22 protein-coding genes are annotated in these 20,745 nt (G+C 35.4%); 5 read left to right on the top strand and 17 right to left on the bottom strand.

From position 1 onward, the window contains the following. Positions 1-166: 166 nt before the first annotated feature. The gene (locus JFV29_RS16010; protein ID WP_082527393.1) at positions 167-619 is read right to left on the bottom strand and encodes a YueI family protein; all 453 of its coding nucleotides are present in this window, start codon (positions 617-619) and stop codon (positions 167-169) included. Positions 620-843: 224 nt separating this feature from the next. On the opposite strand from JFV29_RS16010, the gene JFV29_RS16015 reads away from it, so the two are divergent. Next, the gene (locus JFV29_RS16015) at positions 844-1,590 is read left to right on the top strand and encodes a L,D-transpeptidase family protein (RefSeq protein ID WP_201185172.1); all 747 of its coding nucleotides are present in this window, start codon (positions 844-846) and stop codon (positions 1,588-1,590) included. Positions 1,591-2,008: 418 nt separating this feature from the next. Here the strand turns inward: JFV29_RS16015 and JFV29_RS31170 are convergent, their stop codons facing one another. The 10 genes from JFV29_RS31170 to JFV29_RS16060 form a co-directional block, all read right to left on the bottom strand. Then, on the bottom strand, positions 2,009-2,131 hold the full coding sequence (locus JFV29_RS31170) for a hypothetical protein (protein WP_255264044.1): 123 nt from the start codon (positions 2,129-2,131) through the stop codon (positions 2,009-2,011). Between the two features lie 117 nt (positions 2,132-2,248). Continuing rightward, positions 2,249-2,674 carry a nucleoside 2-deoxyribosyltransferase gene (locus JFV29_RS16020; RefSeq protein WP_201185174.1) on the bottom strand — a complete coding sequence of 142 codons (426 nt, stop codon included), beginning with the start codon at positions 2,672-2,674 and terminating at the stop codon, positions 2,249-2,251. A 486-nt stretch (positions 2,675-3,160) separates the two neighbouring features. Next, on the bottom strand, positions 3,161-3,481 hold the full coding sequence (locus JFV29_RS16025; protein ID WP_201185176.1) for a type II toxin-antitoxin system HicB family antitoxin: 321 nt from the start codon (positions 3,479-3,481) through the stop codon (positions 3,161-3,163). A gap of 108 nt (positions 3,482-3,589) precedes the next feature. Next, positions 3,590-3,871, bottom strand: coding sequence for a DUF4190 domain-containing protein (locus tag JFV29_RS16030; protein ID WP_201185178.1), 282 nt, complete (start codon positions 3,869-3,871; stop codon positions 3,590-3,592). Between the two features lie 174 nt (positions 3,872-4,045). Continuing rightward, the gene (locus tag JFV29_RS16035; protein WP_053346383.1) at positions 4,046-4,696 is read right to left on the bottom strand and encodes an amino acid ABC transporter permease; all 651 of its coding nucleotides are present in this window, start codon (positions 4,694-4,696) and stop codon (positions 4,046-4,048) included. A 14-nt stretch (positions 4,697-4,710) separates the two neighbouring features. Further along, positions 4,711-5,349 (bottom strand): amino acid ABC transporter permease, encoded by a 639-nt coding sequence (locus JFV29_RS16040; RefSeq protein WP_201185179.1) that lies wholly within the window; start codon positions 5,347-5,349, stop codon positions 4,711-4,713. Positions 5,350-5,475: 126 nt separating this feature from the next. Continuing rightward, entirely contained in the window at positions 5,476-6,303 is an 828-nt protein-coding gene (locus JFV29_RS16045) for a transporter substrate-binding domain-containing protein (protein WP_201185181.1), read from the bottom strand. 22 nt (positions 6,304-6,325) lie between these two features. Continuing rightward, positions 6,326-7,054, bottom strand: a complete 729-nt coding sequence (locus JFV29_RS16050; RefSeq protein ID WP_053346386.1) for an amino acid ABC transporter ATP-binding protein — start codon at positions 7,052-7,054, stop codon at positions 6,326-6,328. Between the two features lie 505 nt (positions 7,055-7,559). Continuing rightward, entirely contained in the window at positions 7,560-7,970 is a 411-nt protein-coding gene (locus JFV29_RS16055; RefSeq protein WP_201185182.1) for a hypothetical protein, read from the bottom strand. A 304-nt stretch (positions 7,971-8,274) separates the two neighbouring features. Further along, on the bottom strand, positions 8,275-8,937 hold the full coding sequence (locus tag JFV29_RS16060; RefSeq protein WP_201185183.1) for a DUF421 domain-containing protein: 663 nt from the start codon (positions 8,935-8,937) through the stop codon (positions 8,275-8,277). Between the two features lie 477 nt (positions 8,938-9,414). Between JFV29_RS16060 and JFV29_RS31175 the strand changes: the two genes are divergently transcribed. Then, positions 9,415-9,537 (top strand): hypothetical protein, encoded by a 123-nt coding sequence (locus tag JFV29_RS31175; RefSeq protein WP_274606993.1) that lies wholly within the window; start codon positions 9,415-9,417, stop codon positions 9,535-9,537. 400 nt (positions 9,538-9,937) lie between these two features. On the opposite strand, the gene JFV29_RS16065 is transcribed toward JFV29_RS31175, so the two are convergent. Beyond that, a complete protein-coding gene (locus JFV29_RS16065; protein ID WP_201185184.1) occupies positions 9,938-10,255 on the bottom strand; it encodes a hypothetical protein in 318 nt (105 codons plus the stop codon). A 49-nt stretch (positions 10,256-10,304) separates the two neighbouring features. Then, positions 10,305-11,207 carry an AEC family transporter gene (locus tag JFV29_RS16070; RefSeq protein WP_056520588.1) on the bottom strand — a complete coding sequence of 301 codons (903 nt, stop codon included), beginning with the start codon at positions 11,205-11,207 and terminating at the stop codon, positions 10,305-10,307. Between the two features lie 265 nt (positions 11,208-11,472). Between JFV29_RS16070 and JFV29_RS16075 the strand changes: the two genes are divergently transcribed. The 3 genes from JFV29_RS16075 (at position 11,473) to JFV29_RS16085 (ending at position 14,923) form a co-directional block, all read left to right on the top strand. Beyond that, positions 11,473-11,925 carry a nucleoside deaminase gene (locus tag JFV29_RS16075; RefSeq protein WP_446728267.1) on the top strand — a complete coding sequence of 151 codons (453 nt, stop codon included), beginning with the start codon at positions 11,473-11,475 and terminating at the stop codon, positions 11,923-11,925. A 27-nt stretch (positions 11,926-11,952) separates the two neighbouring features. After that, complete coding sequence (gene ade, locus JFV29_RS16080) at positions 11,953-13,707, top strand: adenine deaminase (protein ID WP_201185186.1); 1,755 nt, start codon at positions 11,953-11,955, stop codon at positions 13,705-13,707. A 151-nt stretch (positions 13,708-13,858) separates the two neighbouring features. Next, positions 13,859-14,923 (top strand): lactonase family protein, encoded by a 1,065-nt coding sequence (locus JFV29_RS16085; RefSeq protein ID WP_201185187.1) that lies wholly within the window; start codon positions 13,859-13,861, stop codon positions 14,921-14,923. Positions 14,924-15,098: 175 nt separating this feature from the next. Here the strand turns inward: JFV29_RS16085 and JFV29_RS16090 are convergent, their stop codons facing one another. From JFV29_RS16090 to JFV29_RS16105, 4 genes are all read right to left on the bottom strand, one after another. Continuing rightward, positions 15,099-15,896 carry an endonuclease I family protein gene (locus JFV29_RS16090; protein WP_201185188.1) on the bottom strand — a complete coding sequence of 266 codons (798 nt, stop codon included), beginning with the start codon at positions 15,894-15,896 and terminating at the stop codon, positions 15,099-15,101. A gap of 93 nt (positions 15,897-15,989) precedes the next feature. Next, entirely contained in the window at positions 15,990-16,604 is a 615-nt protein-coding gene (locus JFV29_RS16095) for an NUDIX hydrolase (protein ID WP_201185190.1), read from the bottom strand. Positions 16,605-16,884: 280 nt separating this feature from the next. Continuing rightward, entirely contained in the window at positions 16,885-18,897 is a 2,013-nt protein-coding gene (locus JFV29_RS16100) for a bifunctional metallophosphatase/5'-nucleotidase (protein WP_201185192.1), read from the bottom strand. Positions 18,898-19,403: 506 nt separating this feature from the next. After that, entirely contained in the window at positions 19,404-20,744 is a 1,341-nt protein-coding gene (locus tag JFV29_RS16105) for an aspartate aminotransferase family protein (RefSeq protein ID WP_201185193.1), read from the bottom strand. Between the last annotated feature and the right edge of the window lies 1 nt (position 20,745).

Raw genomic sequence — 20,745 nt, forward strand, 5'->3', positions numbered from 1 at the left:
TGCTATCTGATCAACTTTTCCAACTGATAAAACAAAAAGTGGCCTATACATAAAGCAGATAGGCATCCTTTTTATTTTATTTAGGTAATTGAATATAACTTCATTAATCACTCATGAATTTCAACAACCCTATAGGAGTTTACTAAAAAAACGCTGATTGAATTTTTCAGCGTTTTTTTATAAATTTTCTAACCAATTGTTTGATAAATGCTTTGACACTGTTTTTCTTTTTAACTTGATTGAACTGCTTCTTCTTCTCAATATAAATCTCTTCTTTATTTATGGCATTTTTTTCTGCTAGTACTAGGCCTAATTCGGAGTTATGGTCTTTGTTTAGGACAATTTTGTAAGGTATATTATGTCGATTAGCTAATTTAATATATTTCCCTAGGTATTGATAGTCCATTTGACCATTTAAAAACAAATTTGACAGAGGAAATTGCTTCATCATTTCCTCAATCTCTGGATATACATTTAGTTCAAATACTTGAGGTTTTTTTAGGACGACAATAACGCGCTCTCGTAATGTGCCAAGGAATTCCCTTCGTTCACCAGGCTTTATTTCTTTTGGACCGTACATTCCTTGTTCAAGGTAGTCCTCTACTTTTAAGCGTGACAATCTTTTCCCACCTCCGGTTTCACTTCAATAATGTATGTAATGTGACCACAAACAGTGCCCTGCTTTCTTTTTAGTAATTTTGCAACGATAAAAATCCGATTTGAGTAAATCCTTCTTATTTTAAGTTTACCTTTCCTTTGAAAAAATGTCACTTTAGCTTCACTTCGTGCATAGGATAGTATATGCGTGAATATGCAGGTACTTAAATAAGGGACGGGGAAAACATGAAAAAATTTATCGTATTTGTATTAATGTTCTTTTTTTGTTTTGGTGGATACAGTAATTCTTCAAATGCAGCATCAAAACAGCTGATTATCATCAATAAGTCCAATAATCAGCTTGCCTACTATGAAAATAATAAATTAGTGAGAGTATTTATTGTAGCGACTGGAAAAAAATCCTCCTACACTCCTGAAGGAAAGTTTAAGGTAGTTACAAAGATTGTCAATCGCCCCTATTATAAAGGTAAAATTAGAGGAGGAGATCCTAAAAATCCTCTAGGCAATCGATGGTTGGGGATTAATGCACGAAATACACCAGGAAATACGTATGCAATACATGGAAATAATGATTCAAAGTCCATTGGAAAATATATAAGTGCCGGCTGTGTTCGTATGTATAATGAAGATGTAAAGTGGTTATATGGTAAGGTTAATATGAACACAACCGTCATAATTACCAGTTCCAGTAAATCATTTGCTTCCATAGCGGCTACAAATGGATATAAGGTTAACGGATCAGAGAGTATCCCAGTGGGGAACACAATTTCAATTTTAAAGAAAGGAAGCAACGGACCACAAGTACGTGAACTTCAAAAAAGATTAACAACTCTTGGATATAGTACAAAGGGAATAGATGGGGTATTTGGAAATAATACAGAAATAGCTGTAAAGAAATTCCAGAAGAATAACAAACTAACACCTGATGGGGTAGTTGGACCAAAAACGAAGAAAGCCCTAGGAATTAAATAATCGATCATTGATATCATCTGTTATTGATGATATCTTTTTTTTGGCTAGATTTTAGTCTAAAATGTAACAATTATTACATTATCATACATTTCGGTTCCTTTTTCCCACCTTCACTTGTAAAATTTATGTTATAATTTATACATAAACAGCTAATCATAACCGCATTGTCTTTCATTACATACAAGGAGGGAATACAAATGTACGATGAACTACTCATAAATATAATTAAAGTAACTTTTGTTGCCGGTACTATATCAATGTTTGTGATTTTAGGATTCGTTAAAGGGCGCCATTTTTAATTTTTTTCCCACTTCTTAATATGAACTTCATTGCCTGATTACTTTATATTTCTTTTTATAATGGTAATCAGGTTAATTTTCCCACAGAAAAGAAGCATATCCTCTAGGCATGCTTTACTTTACCAGTTATCCGTTTTATCTAATAATTGATCAATGTCAAATGTATAGAGATGGAATGGAACTGACTCTTCGGCAATCTCTTCTGTAGCTAGCAACAATTGGTCGATATCTATAATAGCCAAAACAGTCTGCCTCCCTTTTAGTTTAAGTAACTTTTACCCTCATGTTTAATATATTAAACATTACGTTCAAAAGATATTTTATTTGAGGGTATCTTTACCTTTTTCTACATTTGAGATTTATTTAAGGTGCAGTGAACTTGTTTCATCTACTCCTTGTGAAGAAAGCGTATTTATCAATTTAACAAGCTTATATAACGTTCCACTACAGATAGTTACACCGGGTAGATTATGGAAAATTGATTTTTTATTAATGTGGTAATTGTCTTTCTCTGGAGAATATACAACAATTTTCTTATTTAAAGACAAAGCATATCCAAGCTCATAAAGATTTCCTTTACCTGCAGTAAGAAAAATTAGCATAAAATCTGCATCCTCAATTCCCTTTTTTTCGTACTCCCCTATACTATCTATAACTCCTTGTTTATCGTCGTTCTCGATTAAATTCCAGTCATTTACACATGTAAATCCCTTGGCATTCAATTTCTTTATCAACGATCTAACTTGCTTCAAATTTTTTTCGTCTGATGCTATATAATATTTCATTCATATACCTCCAAATCTTTAACTATTGATACTTTTTACCTAGATTACCTTTACTATACATATTCGTTATAGAGAACGCAATATCCTTTCCAAAAAAATATTAATTTTAATAAATAAGGATTATTTCTTTAAGTATTTGTTTTTCATGGTTTTATTTAATTTTAAAAAACAAAACCATCATTCCTCTATAGGTAATGATGGTTTTGTTTTCAATAGTCTCTTTCCCCTTTGCTCCCATACTATAACTCAATAATCGGATGCGCTCTCCATGCCTTCAGGAAAAAAGGTCTCATCTTATATCTCTTCATTTGCTATCATTGTTTTCCTGGTTTTGCGAAACAAGTAAGCCTTTTTAGGCTCGAAAATGCAAGACCCAATATCTTTGTAACGGTTTTTACATACCTTCCGTTTTTACAACTTCTAAAGGACTCATAGATGTTATTATTATCAAACAAAAAACCTTGTCTTCTACCAGGCAAGGTTTTTTTATTTCTCATATATGATATTTTCTATTTCAATGCGAAATGGAGCAGCCTCGCATATATTAATACCTCTATCTAAATTCACTTTTTCCATTTCACTGGCATCAGGGATTGTTTTTTTGTCGTGAATAAAATGTTCGACCATGGATTCTAACAGTTCTTGAGCACAAGCTAAAGCTTCGACCCGATTTCTGCCGCTAACGGTTGAGATAAATCCATTTCGCTTAAAATCTGGAAAACAAACTTGAACGGAAAATGAGTCTAATATTAAGGGGTGTTTTTCGTAATAAAAAACGGCTGGATACTCATAGATCTGAACGGTCAAAAATATCATCCCTCCTATGAATCTTTAGGTTTTTATGTTAATTATAGCACAAAATTCCACCTAAAATAGTTTCAACTTATTTTTCTTTGTCAAGTTTGCATTTGAAATTTAATAAACCATACTGTCCGTATTTACTGTGAAAAAAAATAACACTAGAAAAATAAGAATCATAATCACATTTAGGATTATTCCGATAATACTACATATTTTACCAGCAGTCACCAAACCATTTCCAGATTCCCCCGATTGGGCCATTTCTTTTTTACTCTTTGAAGCAAAAATCAAACCTAGAATACCTAATATAATTCCGATGAATGGAATAAGAAGAGATAAAATCCCCATAATTAATGATACAATTGCTTTACTATTACTTTGTTTAATTTCAGACAATTATTCCACCTACTTTCTTTTTTACTTATATATACGGTTTATGTCAGTAAAAGATTCATTTATTGAGTAATTCATTACAAACTACTTTTTGATACAATGCCAATTGAGTGGATTGAATCCTCCAAATAAAACATGAATGTTAAAAAAACCGACTCAAATAATGAGTCGGATTTTTTAAGTTCGTTTCAATTCAAGTCTCTGTGCTACTATAGACAAACTATAATTAACGACGAAATACATGAGAGCAACGAGAATTAAAATTGGTATTAAAAATTTTTGACTTTGCCCATAAATAATTTGGCCATGATGAGTTAGCTCCGGTAATGATATAACAACCGCTAAAGAGGTATCCTTTAATAAAGATATAAATTGACTGACAATAGGAGGTACCATGCGGCGCAAAGCCTGAGGGAGGATGATATGTATCAATGCCTGTACATAGCTCAAACCTGATGAACGCGCAGCCTCCATTTGGCCTTTATCAACGGATTTTAATCCACTTCGAATTACCTCAGAAAGCATGGCTGACTCAAAAATTGTCAAGGCAACGATAGCAGCCGGAATGATCTCTAATTTTATTCGTACCTCTGGTAAAGCAAAATACGTAAAAAATATAATTAATAGCAATGGTAAATTACGTACTGTTTCCACAATCATTGCTAATATTTGTGATAACACTGGCACTTTTGCATACCGGATTATTCCCACAAGCCCACCAATAATGAAACTCAAAATAATAGATACAAAGGCCACCTGTATTGTTACCCAAAAACCTTCTAATAAAAATTTGATATTATCTGGTGTATAGGCACCTGCAAAATCCATGTCTTATACCTCCCTCAATTACTCTTAGCCAGACGTTTTTCTAAATAACCAACGCCAAGACTTAAAGGAATGGTAAGAATTAAGTAAAAAGCTGCGACGAAAATATAGACATCGAATACAATAAATGTCCTTGAAGAAATCAAATCACCATGGTACATAAGATCAAGCCCAGCAACCACGGCTAAAATGGAAGAATTTTTAACAAGATTGATAAATTGGTTTCCGAGCGGGGGAATAACTATTTTTACTGCTTGTGGCAGAATGACAAGTCTCATTGCCTGCCCATAAGTCAGTCCTGATGAACGCGCAGCTTCCATTTGGCCCTTTGGTACAGAAAGTATACCAGCTCGAATGGCTTCTGCTATAAAAGATGACGTATAAATAGTTAAGGCTAAGGTTCCTGCGTATATTCCACTTAATTTAAGACCTAAAAAGAAGAAAAATGTAATAATCAATAACGGAATATTTCGAATAATCTCGACATAGGCGGTTCCAAACCAGTTTAGTGGCTTTAGCGGGGCTATCCGCATAATAGCAACAAGCACACCAAGAATCAAACTCGCTACTAACGCTATCAAACTCGACATGATTGTATTTTTGAAGCCTACTAAATACATATCTAGATTCTCTGTTAAAATGGAGAAATCAAGCACGGCATACACTCCCCTAACTAATCAGGATGAGTAATTTGCTCATCCTGACAGATGACAATGTTTAAACTTCAGAATTATTATAAAAATCCAATTTAAACTTATTCACCTTTTTAAAAGGTAAATGTATTAATGTTTAATCCATTTATCATGGATTTCATCATACTTGCCTGAATCTTTAAGAGATTTAAGTGCCTTATTCAATTCAGCCACAAAGTTTTCATTTCCTTTTTTAACAGCAATTCCATAAGGTTCGTCTGTAAATGTACCACCAACAAGCTCATAATTCGGATCTTCATCTGCCATTCCATAAAGGATGGAATCATCTGTAGTTAAGGCTTCGCCTTGGCCAGACTTAAGTGCAGCAAATGCTTCAGAATAGTTTTCAAATTCCAGTACTTGTGCGTCAGGAGCTTTTTCACGGATATTTATGGCTGAAGTAGAACCTTTTACAGCCAATACCTTTTTACCTTTTAAACTATCAATACCTTCAATATCGCTTCCTTTTTTAACAAGTAAAGATTGTCCAGCATCAAAGTATACATCAGTGAAATCAACTTCTTTTTTTCGATCATCTGTGATTGTCATAGTAGCTACAATCGCATCGATATCTCCATTATTCAATAATGCCATTCTTGTTTTCGAAGTTACTTCTTTGAATTCAACTTTCTTTTCGTCACCAAGAATCTCAGCTGCAAGAGCTTTAGCAATATCAATATCAAAGCCTTCTACCTCACCTGTACTCGGGTTTTTCAAGCCGAATAACCGTGTATCATTTTTTACGCCGAAAACAATCTTATCATTATCCTTTACCTGTGTTAGAACGTCTTTATCTTTGTCTTTGCTTCCGCTTTCTTTACCATTATTGGACACTTTGTCCCCGCCACAGCCAGCTAATAAAATTACAGCCAGTACTGAAAGCAATGATAATTGCAACCACTTTTTTTTCTTCAACATGTTATTCACCCCTGTTTTTTATTTAATGATTTAATATACGGCTAAGAAATAATCGAGCCCTCTCTTCACGAGGATTTGCGTAAAACTCAGCCGGTATTGCCTCTTCTAAAACCTTGCCCTCGTCCATGAAAACGATTCGATCTGCGACTTCACGGGCAAATCCCATTTCGTGCGTTACTACGACCATCGTCATTCCTTCATGGGCAAGTGCCTTCATTACATCCAGTACCTCGCCAATCATTTCTGGATCCAAGGCTGAGGTTGGTTCATCAAACAACATGATTTCCGGTCCCATAGCCAAGCCTCTGGCAATGGCTACCCGCTGCTGCTGTCCACCTGAAAGCTGCGAAGGAAAAGAATTTGCTTTATCTGCAATTCCCACCTTTTCCAAATACTTTTGCGCGATTTTTTTCGCTTCAGCATCTGTTTGTCCTAAAACCTTCTTAGGAGCAAGCATGATATTCTCAAGCACGGTTTTATGAGGATAGAGATGAAAATGTTGAAAAACCATACCAATATTTCGGCGCAGCTTGTTTATATCTGTTTTTTTATCCGCTACATTCAAACCGTTAACCGAAAGTGAACCTTCTGATATCGTCTCTAAGCGATTAATACAACGAAGCAGTGTACTTTTTCCAGAACCGGATGGACCAATGACAACAACTACTTCCCCTTTGTTAATTGTAAGATTAATATTTTTCAAAACATGAAAATCACCATAATACTTATTAACTTGATCAAAAACAATCATAATTAACCTCCCTAAGCCTATAAGATATGTAAAAGTGATTAAAGTCCGAAAATTAATAATAATCAGAATTCTAAATATATAAAGTTGCAATCTGTTGGGTAAAAAATCTTCTTTTTAATATCTATCTGAAATCATAAGTTAAAACTTCATCTTCTATTATTTCCCTTGAAACGATGAAAATATATAAGACGATTATTAAAGCTATATTAAACTAGTAATTTAAATATCATATTCTATCATTACATTTTTATTATATCTAATACTTCTTAAAATTACCATATAAACTTAAAATTGTTAAAAACCTCATTGTGTTTCATGATATTATTGCTATATTTCATAAATTTCACCTAATTAGGTCCATTTTACCACTCGTTTTTTTCCTCCATAATCAAAAAAGTATTTATTTCCCAAAATACCAGTCAGTGGTACGTACGTTTTAGCGGAAGACAGCAAATGTTAATAAAACAAGTAGACCAATAAAAAAGACAGCAATACGCTGTCTTTTTTATTCCTTTATAGCATCTTCAAACGGCGCTGAAAATAGACCTTTTGGTCCCAACATATCCGTTTCCGATTCACGACTTTCCCCATCCACAATATAATAACCTGCAGGAAAAAAATCAAACAAATTACTTTCCTTATGCAGCTTTAAGAAATACTCGTATAGATCATCCATAAGTTGTTGGTGTTCTTCTAACTTTATGATTTCACCACATTCATCAATTTCAAAATTTTCGTTAATCGCATCTTGAAGTTCTTCATGATTTGAAGCGGCGATATAAAGATCCACATCTCCACATTCCATACATAGCAGAAGTCTTTCTTCCCGCACCTCTTCATAGGAGTTTTGAACAATTTCTTTTAAAACGGAATCAATTTTGTCAGGATTAGCTAGTTGGATTTTAGTCTGAAACACAAAATCTCCTCCCCAGTTTTTTTAAAAATAATTGTATAGAAAATTATAAACTAGCTGCGCAGAAAATAAAAAAGTAAGCTCAGCTTTAAGATTTTATGCTAAATTCCACATGCCAGACTGCCCGATTTTTCTTTAGTTGAATCATTCCAATACACTATAGCTACGCATCCTGTAACAAGATCCTGCATCATTCCAAACTTCTCCAGGAAGTTTTCTTTTTTTATTTTTGAAGTTAAATTAGCATATAGGATTTTATGAATCTTGTGGTGTTAAAATATCCTGAATGCCGCATAATTATCTCCTATCAATTCATTACATAAAAAACTCCATTCCTGCCGACGACTCCATATCGAACATCCTTAGCCGTTATTTTGCGATCTTTGCATTGTTTCATAACCCATTCTTTGTTGTAGACAGAGGTTAAATTTTTTGTAATAATTACACCATTAAATATGAGTTCAATGGGAATTTCGGAAGATAATAGATCTTTATCTTTCTTCAATAATGGTTGGTATTCTTCTTTTTTTTGAATCGAAAGTTTACCACTAACTTCGAGTATTGCTGTTTCAATTTGATCTATCTTAAATACCCCTTGTTCCCTGATTTGCTGTTTTAAATCATCGATAGAATATTTAGCTTTTCTCATGTTGAACTCATTGATTTCCCCTTTTTCAATAATAATAATAGGCTGTCCTGATAAGTATTTTCGAAAACCTCTTTGTTTGAAAGAAAAAATAGAAGATAGAAAAAAGATAAAAATCAGTGTTAGAAAAGAAGCGAGTGTTGGAAAAAATTTAAGGTTTGTATCAAATCCCATATTTGCAATATAGGAGCCAACTGTTACGGATAAAGCAAAACTATAATAATTTAGTTGGGAATTCATGCGTTTACCAAACAAGTATGTAAAAACAAGTAAGACTATATAGGAAATACCTGTACGAATAATTGGTTGCATTAAGTCTTCCATGAAAAGCTCCTTTTAGTATGTTTCAAATTTCATTGAGATTTCTTATTCCAATAAATACAACAGATCTAAATTAAACCCGTATACTTTTCGTGGTTTTCTCCTTCCATATATAAAAAAATCCCCTCACTTTATTTGCTCTATAAACCATCATAATTATTATGTCCATTTTTTTCAAAGCCTTAATGATTGATAATAGCTGCATTTGTCATAGACAGCTTAATTCCTTAGTTTGAGTTGTTCTACTAATGCTATTTCTATTTACCCTTGCCGCTACTAAGTTCAGACAGAGTAATACCGTTACAATTATTAAGTAACTTTCCTAACTTAGGCCTTTTCTATTCTTTCCTACCCATAACTTTAAATCAGATCTCTTAGCTATTTTTCGTTCCCTATTATTGACTGATCTTTACGTCTTTATTCACCATCTATTATTTGGTTTTCGCAAAAATATTGTGAAATATGAAGAAGCATTTTCCATTGGCAATTACCCCATCCTTAATAAGCGTTATTCTCTTGAATCTTGCAGTTATGATTAATCCAGTCTTTATCGGAATCGCTGCAGGTCTTCTCCTAATTGCGCTAATTGGGGTACCGTTCTGAAAATGCGGTTTTACAACATTAAGTATATCTTTCTAACGATTCCCACCTATACAAAGAAGAAAAATGTATCATTGATGAACATATTCAAAAATAGTCATTGGGCAACCTTTTCTGAAATCCCTTTATAGTAAAATTAACATTTCGAAAGGATGGTTAACTTGATGCTAACTAAAGAGAAAAAAACTGTACTCACCCACTTATCTATCATCTATTATCGTTCTTAATTTCTTTTTGATGGGTATTTATTTATTAGGGTTTTTGTTTTTTTTCCATCTACTTGGATGGATGCATTGCTTTTTAATCCACGTATCTCTTATTGCATAATAGTAATTATCCTTATACACTTTTGCAATGTAAAAAAACTTGTACAGTTTATTCATGTACAAGTTTTTCACACATCTTATTCATGGCCAAGAGGTTTAATCAGATTTAATCTTGACGCCTTTTTCGCCGATAAAATATCAAATACAATTCCTATTGCAGAGAAAAAGAAGCTCCAAGAATATTCTGCCACAAAATAAGAAATGGCTGTACTATATATATACGTATTCATAGCGAATAAAGCTTGAAGCTCACTTCTGAATTTGCTATTTTTTTCAACAGTCATTAATACTTCAAGAGTAATAAAAACCGATATAATTGGGGACAAAATCCCTGTAATAATCAAAGTAATATTTCGGTTTGTTTTTTGTAGGTACGGAAAGATTTTAAGTTTCATAATAAACTAATGTTTCCTAATTAATTTTCATAAATATTAAAATATTCATCTATAATACAAAGAAAAAGACGATAGGAAGCGTAATCAAACTTAAGGATGTACTAATGAACGTGGCACTTGATACAAATTCAGGCTCCGTATTAAATTGAAGCGCGTACATCGTGGTGTTAGCTGCCGTCGGCATAGCAGCTACGATAATCATAATATGCCTGACCATATCATCTACCGGCAAAGCAAGTGATAATAGGAAAGCAATGGCTGGAGATATAGCAAGCTTTACCAGCAACGAGATAGAGAGCTTTTGTAGCGCGATTTTTTTTAGTGAGATGTTGGCAAGCTGCATTCCAAGTGTAATCATAATTGTCGGAATTGCCGCATTTGCAACAAGGTTGACGGCTTCCATAACCGAATTGCTTAAAGGAATGTTCACAAACTTAAAAACTACACCTGCAATTGCTCCGTACACAATCGGCATCCTACACACGGCTTTAAGTGCAGAATGTACTCCGTTACCTTCCGGACTTCCCTTTGCAGCAAAATATATACCTATTGTACACATGACTAACTGCTGGCCTACCATTAGAATGATGGCATAATCAAGTCCTGCTGCTCCAAATAGAAGGAAAATGACTGGTGTTCCGTAATTTCCATTATTCATGAATGCGGACGCTAAGATCATCCCACTCGTTTCCGTTACTGTATAATTACGAAAAAACGAAATGATATAGACAACTAAAATAAGAGAAAGACAGAGTACAATCGTGAATAAAAACAGATAAAAATAATTAACATTAAATTCAGCTGTATAAAACGTACGGAACACAAGAAAAGGTGACATTAAATATAATGCTGCCGTCGAAATGGATTTTGTATCAAGTTGAAACTTTTTCTGACCGACGAACCCTAAAACAAAAATACCGAATATCGGTAAAAGAACTCCCAAAAACCCCATACATTTCACCTTCATAATCTTAATGATTTTCTTCTAACAATATCAGTTTTAAAATAATTTGTAAAAATACTTCTCAATAATTTTAATATTATCGACGTTATATTTACTAACACAAAAGTATTTTTCATTATTTTCTGAAAATATTATTCAACTTTTATCCATATATGTTATATTATTTATTGTATTTACGTCATTAAATATCACACAAACTCTTTACTGTTTATCAAAAATCTTTTAAGGGGTGTTTTAATTGGATGTAAAATTCATGGAGATGGCAGTTCAACTTGCATATGAAAATGTATTGGCAAAGAACGGAGGACCATTTGGGGCTATTATTGTAAAAGATGGCGTGATTGTTGGAAGAGGTTGTAATAATGTGACAACAGCCAATGATCCGACCGCTCATGCTGAAGTACAAGCGATTCGTGATGCTTGCAGAAATCTTAACAGTTACCAGCTTACTGATTGTGAAATATACACAAGCTGCGAACCGTGTCCAATGTGTATCGGTGCTCTTTATTGGGCCCGTCCAAAAGTGATTTATTACGCTTGTACAAAAGAGGATGCTGCCTGTATCGGCTTCGATGATCATTTTATATACCAAGAACTCGCCCTACCAATGGAGAACCGTTCTATTAAAATGCAGCAAATACCTTTCAATAACCATGATTTACCGTTCCGTACATGGGAGACATATTCAGAAAAAGTGAATTACTAATCGGAAAGTTTTTTTGAAAAGGAGGGTATGATAATGAAAAAAAGTTTGCTTCAAAGGAGAATCGAAGTTGCGTCAGGAAGAAAGCCTGCTGATTGCGTCATTAAAAATGGTCGGATTATTGATGTATTTAATGGTAATACCTATACTGGCGACATCGCAATCGTGGACGGTTTTTTTGCCGGTATTGGAAGTTACGAGGGCAAATCAGAAATTGATGCCGCTGGTAAATATGTTTCACCCACCTTTATCGATGGTCATGTCCATATTGAATCCTCAATGGTTCGTCCTTCTGAACTAGCAAAAATACTGCTTTTACATGGAGTGACCTGCATTGTTGCAGATCCGCATGAAATTGCCAACGTTTCAGGAACAAAGGGCATTCAATACATGATCAAACAATCCAATGACCTTCCTTTTGACTTCTACTTTATGATGCCATCTTGTGTACCGGCGACAAAATTCGAACATTCAGGTGCTGTCTTAAATAGCGAAGATCTAACTTCATTCTATCAAAATCCAAGGGTGCTTGGTTTAGCCGAAGTGATGAATTTTCCAGCCGTCTCCAATACAGAAGAGGATATGCTGCAAAAATTAAACGATGCAATAAAACATGGCAAAAGCATTGATGGCCACGCCGCGGGCTTAACCGAACAACAGCTCAATATTTATATGTCTGCAGGTATTAAATCCGATCATGAATGCACAACAGCAAAAGAGGCAAAAGAGAGACTTCGTAAAGGAATGTATCTTATGATCAGGGAGGGAACTGTTGCAAAAGACTTAGTAAACCTGGTTCCAGCCATAAACGAGAGAAATTCCCGTCGTTGTTTATTTGTCACAGATGACCGACATCTGGATGATATTGTGTCAGAAGGAAGCATTGACCATAACGTTCGACTTTCCATAGAAAATGGCATTCCCCCTCTGACCGCAATTCAAATGGCGACCATTAACGCGGCCGAATGCTTTGGGTTAAAGGAACACGGGGCAATTGCACCTGGATATAGGGCAGACTTTCTTCTATTTGATGATCTTGTTTCTCTCCAAATTCACTCCGTATTTAAAGATGGAAATCTTATTGTACAAAATAATCAACTAATAAACTTTCCGGAAAGCAAGGAATGTATTATGGAAAATGATTTAAAACATTCTGTAAACCTTCATAAAATAACAGAGAAAGATTTATCCATTCAGCTCAAAAATAAATTGGCTAATATTATTGAAATAACACCAAACAGCTTGATTACAAAGCACCTTATTGAACCGGTTTATCTTAATAATGGCCTATTCCAGTTTTCTGAACGAAATGATCACATTAAGCTCGCAGTTATTGAACGGCATCATATGACAAAACAAATAGGGCTCGGAATTGTCAAAGGACTTGGCTTGCAATCAGGTGCGATTGCCACGACAGTCGCCCATGATTCACATAATTTAATCATTGCGGGCACGAATGATCAGGATATGCTCATAGCAGCAACGGAAATTAAAAAGATGCAGGGTGGATTAGTCGTAATCCAAGATGGAAGAACACTTGCTTCCCTTCCTCTCCCTATTTCCGGATTAATGAGCACAGGTACTTATAATGAAGTTGTTGATTCCTTAAAAAGGATCGACGAGGCGTTATTAACACTCGGTGCTAATCGCCATTTCAATCCTTTCCTGACTCTCGCCTTTTTAGCACTTCCTGTTATCCCGGAAATTAAACTGACAGACCAAGGCTTATTTTCGGTCTCCTCTTTTATGCACATCTCTATCGATGCAGTTTTACCAGTCAATTGAATGGAAATTAATTAATTCCCTACAAGGGGGATTTTTATTCATTCAAAACCTTTTACATAATAAAGATTCCAACCCCACATAAACCGGGAAAAAGGTATATATGTGCTTTCTATGTTAAAATAAACTCAAATCTTTCTTGGAGGGGATAAATATGGTAAAACAGAATCAACAAACCATTATAGGATATATAGGAACATACACAAAAGGAAACAGTAAGGGCATTTATCGTTTTACTCTCGATACAGTTGAAGGAAAAATAAGTACACCTGTACTTGCAGCAGAATTAACCGATCCAACATATATCACAATTAGCGAAGACAATAAGCATCTATATGCCATATTAAAGGAAGCAGGAAGCGGCGGTGTTTCTGCCTACTCCATCAATGAAGATTCAAGCGATCTTACTTACCTAGGCAAACAACTTACACCTAATGGGTCTTCTTGCCATATCAGTATTGATAGCGAGAAACACATTTTAGTTACTTCCAATTACGGAGACGGCATTATTGAAGCTTATCAACTTCAGAAAGATGCGACCCCCCTACCTGTATCATCCACTATCCGCCATGAAGGAAAAGGACCGAATAAGGATCGTCAGGAAAAAGCACATTCACACTTTGCAGGATTCACACCGGATGAAAAGTTCATAGCGGTAGTCGATCTCGGAATTGATAAAGTCATCACCTATAAAATACATAATGGAGTCTTGGAAGAAGTAAATAGTCTATCAGTAGCTCCCGGCAGCGGCCCCCGGCACCTGACCTTCCACCCTAATGGAAAATTTGCATTTGTGATGGCAGAGCTAGTACCCGAAGTTATTGTGTTAAGCTACGACAGCTTAAACGGGCGCTTTTCTGAATTACAAACAGTACGGACTGTTCCAGAAGATTTTAGTGAAAATAATCAAGGCAGTGCCATTCATATTTCAGCGGATGGACATTTCGTATATGCCGCAAACCGTGGACATGATAGTATTGCTGTTTTCCAAACTAATCATGCAACCGGTAATCTTACATTAGTTGAACTGGTATCAACCGAAGGCCACTGGCCACGGGACTTTGCAATAGATCCTAGCGGAAAATTCCTTGTTGCTTCTAATGAAGAATCAGGAAACTTGACACTATATTCTCGGAATGAAAGTACTGGAAAATTAACATTACTTCAAAAGGATGTTCAAGTTCCCTTCCCTGTATGTGTGAAATTTCTTCAAGGCTAATCTTATTGGTAATACCTAAAAAAGGATTGGAGCTAAACTACAGCTTCAATCCTTTTCTTTTTCAATAAACAAATGCATTATTATCTAATATATCCATTTGTAAAATTGATTTTTTTAATCTATTTTTACGACAGACTTTCAAATTTGATAATAATAAATGAATAAATTTATTTCTCTACTTCCATACCTCCGCCATTTCTGGGAAATCAATAAATGGATTTCGGTTACCCTGCACTTCAAATATAGCTTGGTTTCTATGCTTTTCATAAAGACTGACTGGAAAAAGCTGATGCCATTCTAACAATAGTTCCATGTTAACATTGGCGCTATCAATGATCCCCTCATATCGGAGTAAAAAATACAGAGTCGCCCTGGCCACAATACCTTTACCATATTCTGGCTCGAATTTTCCTTCCTCTGTCTTTCCGCAACCCTCTTTTATACCTCTAGATGATACCTCAGGCACATAATCCTTGAAGTCATGATATGGATAGTTCCCTCTGCTACTGTTACAAGTTGGTTCACAGGCAAATAAGTGATGCAAATCCCCCCTCATCGGTTCTTTTTTACTAAACCATGATTGAGGTACGACATGTTCGCAATTAACGATAATATTTTCAACATTTGATGTTTGAATGTCTTTTGTCAAAATTTCAAGGATACGAATATCTTCCTCAATGACCTGCACAGGGTCCATCCTTTTCCCGGAATACAAACTTTTCAGCTTGCCGTTTTCCTGTAAATCAACCCATGGATAAACATGACGATGTGGGGAGTAGTTCAGCTGGTTTTTGTGGGTGGTTACAAGCAGGTTGTTCAGTCTTTCTCTGTCCCAAGAGCCAGCCTGATAGTATTCTTCCTGAATTTTTCGATCTTTTTTTTCATCGTAGTATTCACGGTTTTCACTGAATTTCACAAGTTCAGCCAATGACAATTCTCGTTCCCTTTCAAGTAATTCCAAACTATTCTTCATCCACTCATCCCCCCGCCTTTTATTAAACCTAACTTTTACCATATTTAAAGTTTAATAGATTTCTATTCAGAATAAAAGGTGCTTTAGAAGTGTCTAACGTAGAATTTCAATAAAATGGGTAAGAATTTTCGCCGTCATTCCCCAGATTACTCGGCCGTTATACAAGTAGAAATATTCTTCCATTTGTCTAGGCTGCCATTTATAATTTTCCCCGCCAACTACTAATTTGTGGGGGAAGTTTTCGGGTGGTTCGACTCTATAGTTCACATGATAGATCTCTGGCGGTTTTTCCATAAAAAAAGACAGGGGTACCGTAAAAATTGTTTCCACTTCAGAAGGGTTAGGTGTTATTTGATGATGGTTACGGACAAATCCTGCATAGGGATAAACAATCATCCCAAACGGAGAAACCAGATAATCAATCGGAAAGACATTATATATATCTTCCTTTTTCAAACCAAGTTCTTCATGTGTTTCCCTGAGAGCTGCTGCCTGCTCATTACTATCCTGTTTATCGATTCTTCCGCCTGGAAAACAAATATCCCCTGGCTGCCTTCTTAGTTTGTGTGATCTCTCTTCAAAAAGAACATGTATGCCATCTTCTTTTTCTAAGAGAGGTAAAAGCACTGCATACTTTGAGAAATTCCCACTCCCTAAAATTTCGGGGTTATGTAAAGTTAATTTTTTGGTTATGTCTTCATTTTTCATGTCCCACACCTCTTTTGACTGATAATAATAAAGATGAGATCTTTTGTTCTCCAATCATTTATTATAATTCTATTTTCAAACATCTTGTATAACTAAGCAAGGAAAACGATTCCATTGTATTATCTTTAATATGTACAATGTTTATCATTCATTTAAACAATAAGGTAGCTATTCTTTTTAGTTTTAGTTGTTTTTCAGCATCCGTATGCTAAACAATATTTTTGACTGCCTGTATTTACGACTCGACCAAACTAAGCTTCTAGTAAAAGCAACCTCCTCTTTATTTCAGCTTGTTATTGTTTCTGGTAGTGCGCTGATTAAATTGATAGCTGCTGACATTGCCATATCCTTCAGATCCAAGACTTGAATTCATAATTGTGGAATCAATCAAATCATTTACATAAATATACGTTGATAATCCTTTAGATGAGAGAGCTATTGAATGTGGTCCTGATTTGATATGACCAATAGTCAAAATCCCTTTTTCATCTGTTTTCCCCTTAAATGCTTTCCCTTTATCAATCGTATACACCACTTCACTATTAGCGACAATCTCTCTGCCTTTTTTGATTGTAATAGCTGCAGTATAAGGATAGTACACATGAGAAGTAACTGCCCTTGACCTTCTTTTGCTTACCGGATAGTAAAAAACTCCATCCCCCGCTTTGGTCAACTTTGTAATGTACTCTTCAAATATTATATCCAATGAAGCACCTTCACCAATATTAGTTAGGCTTTTTAGCATTGTATAGCCATCTCCACCGGCTGTTTCAAAATTATTTGTAGCAAGTACGATTTTTGTCGTAGTGTCTGAACGATTTAATACTTCGCCATCTGACCCTTCTGCATCAAGTAAAATGATTTTAGTGACCCGTTCGCCTTTTGTAAACGGCTTTGTAGTGTCTTTCGTATTGGCAGCGGTTTTGGATGGATCAAATTCAAATCGCATTCCTGAAATTTGTGGATACCTTCCATCCACACCGGTAATAAACCCAGTTTTCGGATTAACGCTCTCTATTTTTGAAACACCATTTTCCAGTACATCATATAAAATAGCAGGACTAACTTCTTTGAGAAATAAAATATTACCAAAAGGGAGGATTGAAATGACTTGTCCTCGGTTAATAATACCCTCAGGTATCGAATCGCGTATGCCTCCCCCATTTATCAAGGAGACAATCGGCTGGTTTTCATAACTGGATTCTTTAACCTGTGACGCAGCAGACCAAACCATTGAATCCGCAATCAAATCTCCTAGGTTAGTTTCACTAATCCTGCCGATAGCAATCCCATTTACTGTCGCACCCCAAAGAGGGGTTTCAGTTCGGCCAACAACTTGATTAAAGCTCGTACCTTGTGATTCACTGATTTTTTTAGTGAAGTTAGCCACTTCGACTTCAGACTTGTAGGTCACAGATTCTGTTTTGGATATCAAGGTTTCTTTTGCTTCGACTATTTCATCATTTTTTAGAGTAATGTCCACTTTGCCTACATTTGCACTTGCACTGCCGGTTTGAGCAATCAACGTTCCATTCACATGCTCATTAATGAGAGTATGACTGTGACCATCTAATATAACATCAATTCCATCTACTTCAATTGCAATATCTTCACTTTTCAGTTTACTGGAAGTTTCATTGCCTAAATGAACAATACCGACAATAACATCTGCTCCTGCTTTTTCTAACTTGTCGACCTGATTTTGGGCAGTTTTTATAGGATTTTCAAATGTAACTCCCTTCACATTATTCGGGTTAGTTTTATACGCGGTTTCTTGAGTGGTAATTCCAAAGAACCCTACTTCTACACCATTAATTTCTTTAATGAAGAACTCCCCGTTATTTCCGTTTATACCTGCAAGAAGTGGTTTGCCCCTATATATCGTGTTGGCTGAGATAACAGGAAATTTAGCAAGTGCCACATTCTTTAACACTTGTTCCAAGCCAAAATCAAATTCATGATTCCCCAAAGTCATACCATCATAACCAGCTGCATTCATTAAGGTAATCACATCTTTACCTTTTCTTAAATTAGCAAAAGGAAGGCCTTGGGTTGCATCCCCAGCATCAATCAGCAGAGAATTCGACTCCATATTTTTCATACTTGCAATAATATCAATACCAATCTGATTCGAATTATTCAGCAAATGGCCATGCATGTCATTGGTGTGAAAAATCGTGATTTGCTTGTTTCCATTCTCTGCTGTTGCCACCAGCACATTATTTGGTAATAACGATAAAACGATTACCAATGAACTAAGCATAGATAAGGTGCACAAAATTGATAACTTCAACCCAGATCCTCCCCTTATTCACCATTACAGTTCATTAAAGAACAACCAACCATCTTAAATTAGGAATATTATTATTTATTGCCTTTAATTAAAAAAATAATAAGTTCTATAACAATAGGAAAATAATGTGAAACAGTGATGGTTTTCGTATTCTTGAAACATGCCTTGTTTGATTCCCTAAAGATAAGAGTTTCAAGGTCTAAGAACAATATCCGTCTAAAGATAGACAATAACAAAACCTCGCAGTACATCAGAAATACTTTGGGATTTTTTCGTAATTTGCCAAGGTTTTAAGGAAAAAAAAGAATCTGTAAAATTAGAGCGCTGATTGCATCTGAATTTCCTATAAATTGGTGATATAAATCATATAACCCTACAATCTTTAGTGCATTCTAGTTTTTCAGCACTCCTCTAGTACTTTTCAAGGAACGGAGTTAACATACTTTTATATACAAAAAAGGAACAGAAGAAAAATAGATTCTGTTCCCACTGTTTATTAATATTTATTACAGTTCAGCTAATACTTGCTTTACCGTCATTACAATAAAAGAAAAATCCTCTTCAGTAATACTTAACGGAGGTGCGAGCGTCAGGACATTATTGAAACCAGCTACGGTATCACCATTCTTGCCGATGATGAGTCCTTTATTTTTGCACGATGCAATTACTTTATTGATTTTGGAAATATCAATCGGTTGTTTTGTTTGTTTATCTTCCACAAGTTCAATTCCAACCAACAAACCTTTGCCACGGACATCTCCAACATTTGGATGAGACTTAATTTCATCTAATTCTTGTAGAAAACGAAGACCTAAATCTTTGGACCGTTCAATTAGTTTCTCCTTTTCATATATCTCCATATTTTTCAAAGCCAAGGCACAGGAAGCAGGATTGCCACCAAATGTATTTACGTGTCGGAAGCGGTCATATTCTTCGGAACCAGCGTACGCTTCATAAATTTCACGTTTTACAGCTGTAGCGGAAAGCGGCAGGTAAGCGCTAGTAATCCCTTTTGCCATTGTAATGATGTCTGGTTGAACATCATAATTCATAAATCCAAACTTCTTCCCAGTACGGCCAAAACCGCAAATAACCTCATCTGAAATAAGAAGAACTCCATTTTTCTCACAAATTTCTTTAACCCTTTTCATATATCCATCAGGAGGCATCAGAATCCCTCCGCCAGTAATAATCGGTTCCATAATAACTGCTGCTACCGTTTCACTTAATTCCCATGTTATGGCACGATCAATTTCCGCAGCACTTTTTTCACCGCTTTCGTCTTCTGGATTACGGTATAAATCAGGAGGTGAGACATGAAGAAACCCTGGCGCAAGCGGTTCGTATTTATACTTCCGTTGTGCCTGCCCAGTCGCTGCAAGCGCTCCCATTGAATTTCCATGATAAGCACGATAACGGGAAATGAATTTATAGCGTCCATGTTCACCCTTTTGCTGATGATACTGACGGGCAATTTTAAAAGCGGTTTCATTTGCTTCTGAACCACTGTTCGAGAAGAAAATTACATAATCTCCTCCCAGCCAATCATTTAACTTCTCTGCAAGCTTAATAGCGGGAATGTGACTGTTTGTTAAAGGAGAATAAGGAAGTTCCTTCAGCTGCTCATAAGCTGCTTCTGCTAGTTCTGTCCGTCCATAACCAACATTGACACACCATAATCCTGACATCCCGTCAAGATAACGATTTCCATCAACATCCGTGATCCATGCCCCTTCCCCTTTTTGAACGACCATTGTCCCAGGATTCGGTCCAGCTCCTTTCATATGATGCCAAACATATTTTTCATCTATTGTCTTAAGATCTTGACCTTGTTTTTCAACCTGCATA

This window comes from Peribacillus sp. TH16 (assembly GCF_016651095.1).
Taxonomy (GTDB): Bacteria; Bacillota; Bacilli; order Bacillales; family DSM-1321; genus Peribacillus; species Peribacillus butanolivorans.

Excerpts from the sequence above, each read along its gene's own strand:
- JFV29_RS16035 (WP_053346383.1), bottom strand. The coding sequence starts at position 4,696 with ATGGATTTTGCAGGTGCCTATACACCAGATAATATCAAATTTTTATTA.
- JFV29_RS16105 (WP_201185193.1), bottom strand. The coding sequence starts at position 20,744 with ATGCAGGTTGAAAAACAAGGTCAAGATCTTAAGACAATAGATGAAAAA.
- JFV29_RS16015 (WP_201185172.1), top strand. The coding sequence starts at position 844 with ATGAAAAAATTTATCGTATTTGTATTAATGTTCTTTTTTTGTTTTGGT.
- JFV29_RS16045 (WP_201185181.1), bottom strand. The coding sequence starts at position 6,303 with ATGTTGAAGAAAAAAAAGTGGTTGCAATTATCATTGCTTTCAGTACTG.
- JFV29_RS16060 (WP_201185183.1), bottom strand. The coding sequence starts at position 8,937 with ATGGAAGACTTAATGCAACCAATTATTCGTACAGGTATTTCCTATATA.
- JFV29_RS16065 (WP_201185184.1), bottom strand. The coding sequence starts at position 10,255 with ATGAAACTTAAAATCTTTCCGTACCTACAAAAAACAAACCGAAATATT.
- JFV29_RS16075 (WP_446728267.1), top strand. The coding sequence starts at position 11,473 with ATGGAGATGGCAGTTCAACTTGCATATGAAAATGTATTGGCAAAGAAC.
- JFV29_RS16020 (WP_201185174.1), bottom strand. The coding sequence starts at position 2,674 with ATGAAATATTATATAGCATCAGACGAAAAAAATTTGAAGCAAGTTAGA.
- JFV29_RS16090 (WP_201185188.1), bottom strand. The coding sequence starts at position 15,896 with ATGAAGAATAGTTTGGAATTACTTGAAAGGGAACGAGAATTGTCATTG.
- JFV29_RS16095 (WP_201185190.1), bottom strand. The coding sequence starts at position 16,604 with ATGAAAAATGAAGACATAACCAAAAAATTAACTTTACATAACCCCGAA.
- JFV29_RS16050 (WP_053346386.1), bottom strand. The coding sequence starts at position 7,054 with ATGATTGTTTTTGATCAAGTTAATAAGTATTATGGTGATTTTCATGTT.
- JFV29_RS16085 (WP_201185187.1), top strand. The coding sequence starts at position 13,859 with ATGGTAAAACAGAATCAACAAACCATTATAGGATATATAGGAACATAC.
- JFV29_RS16070 (WP_056520588.1), bottom strand. The coding sequence starts at position 11,207 with ATGGGGTTTTTGGGAGTTCTTTTACCGATATTCGGTATTTTTGTTTTA.
- ade (WP_201185186.1), top strand. The coding sequence starts at position 11,953 with ATGATAATGAAAAAAAGTTTGCTTCAAAGGAGAATCGAAGTTGCGTCA.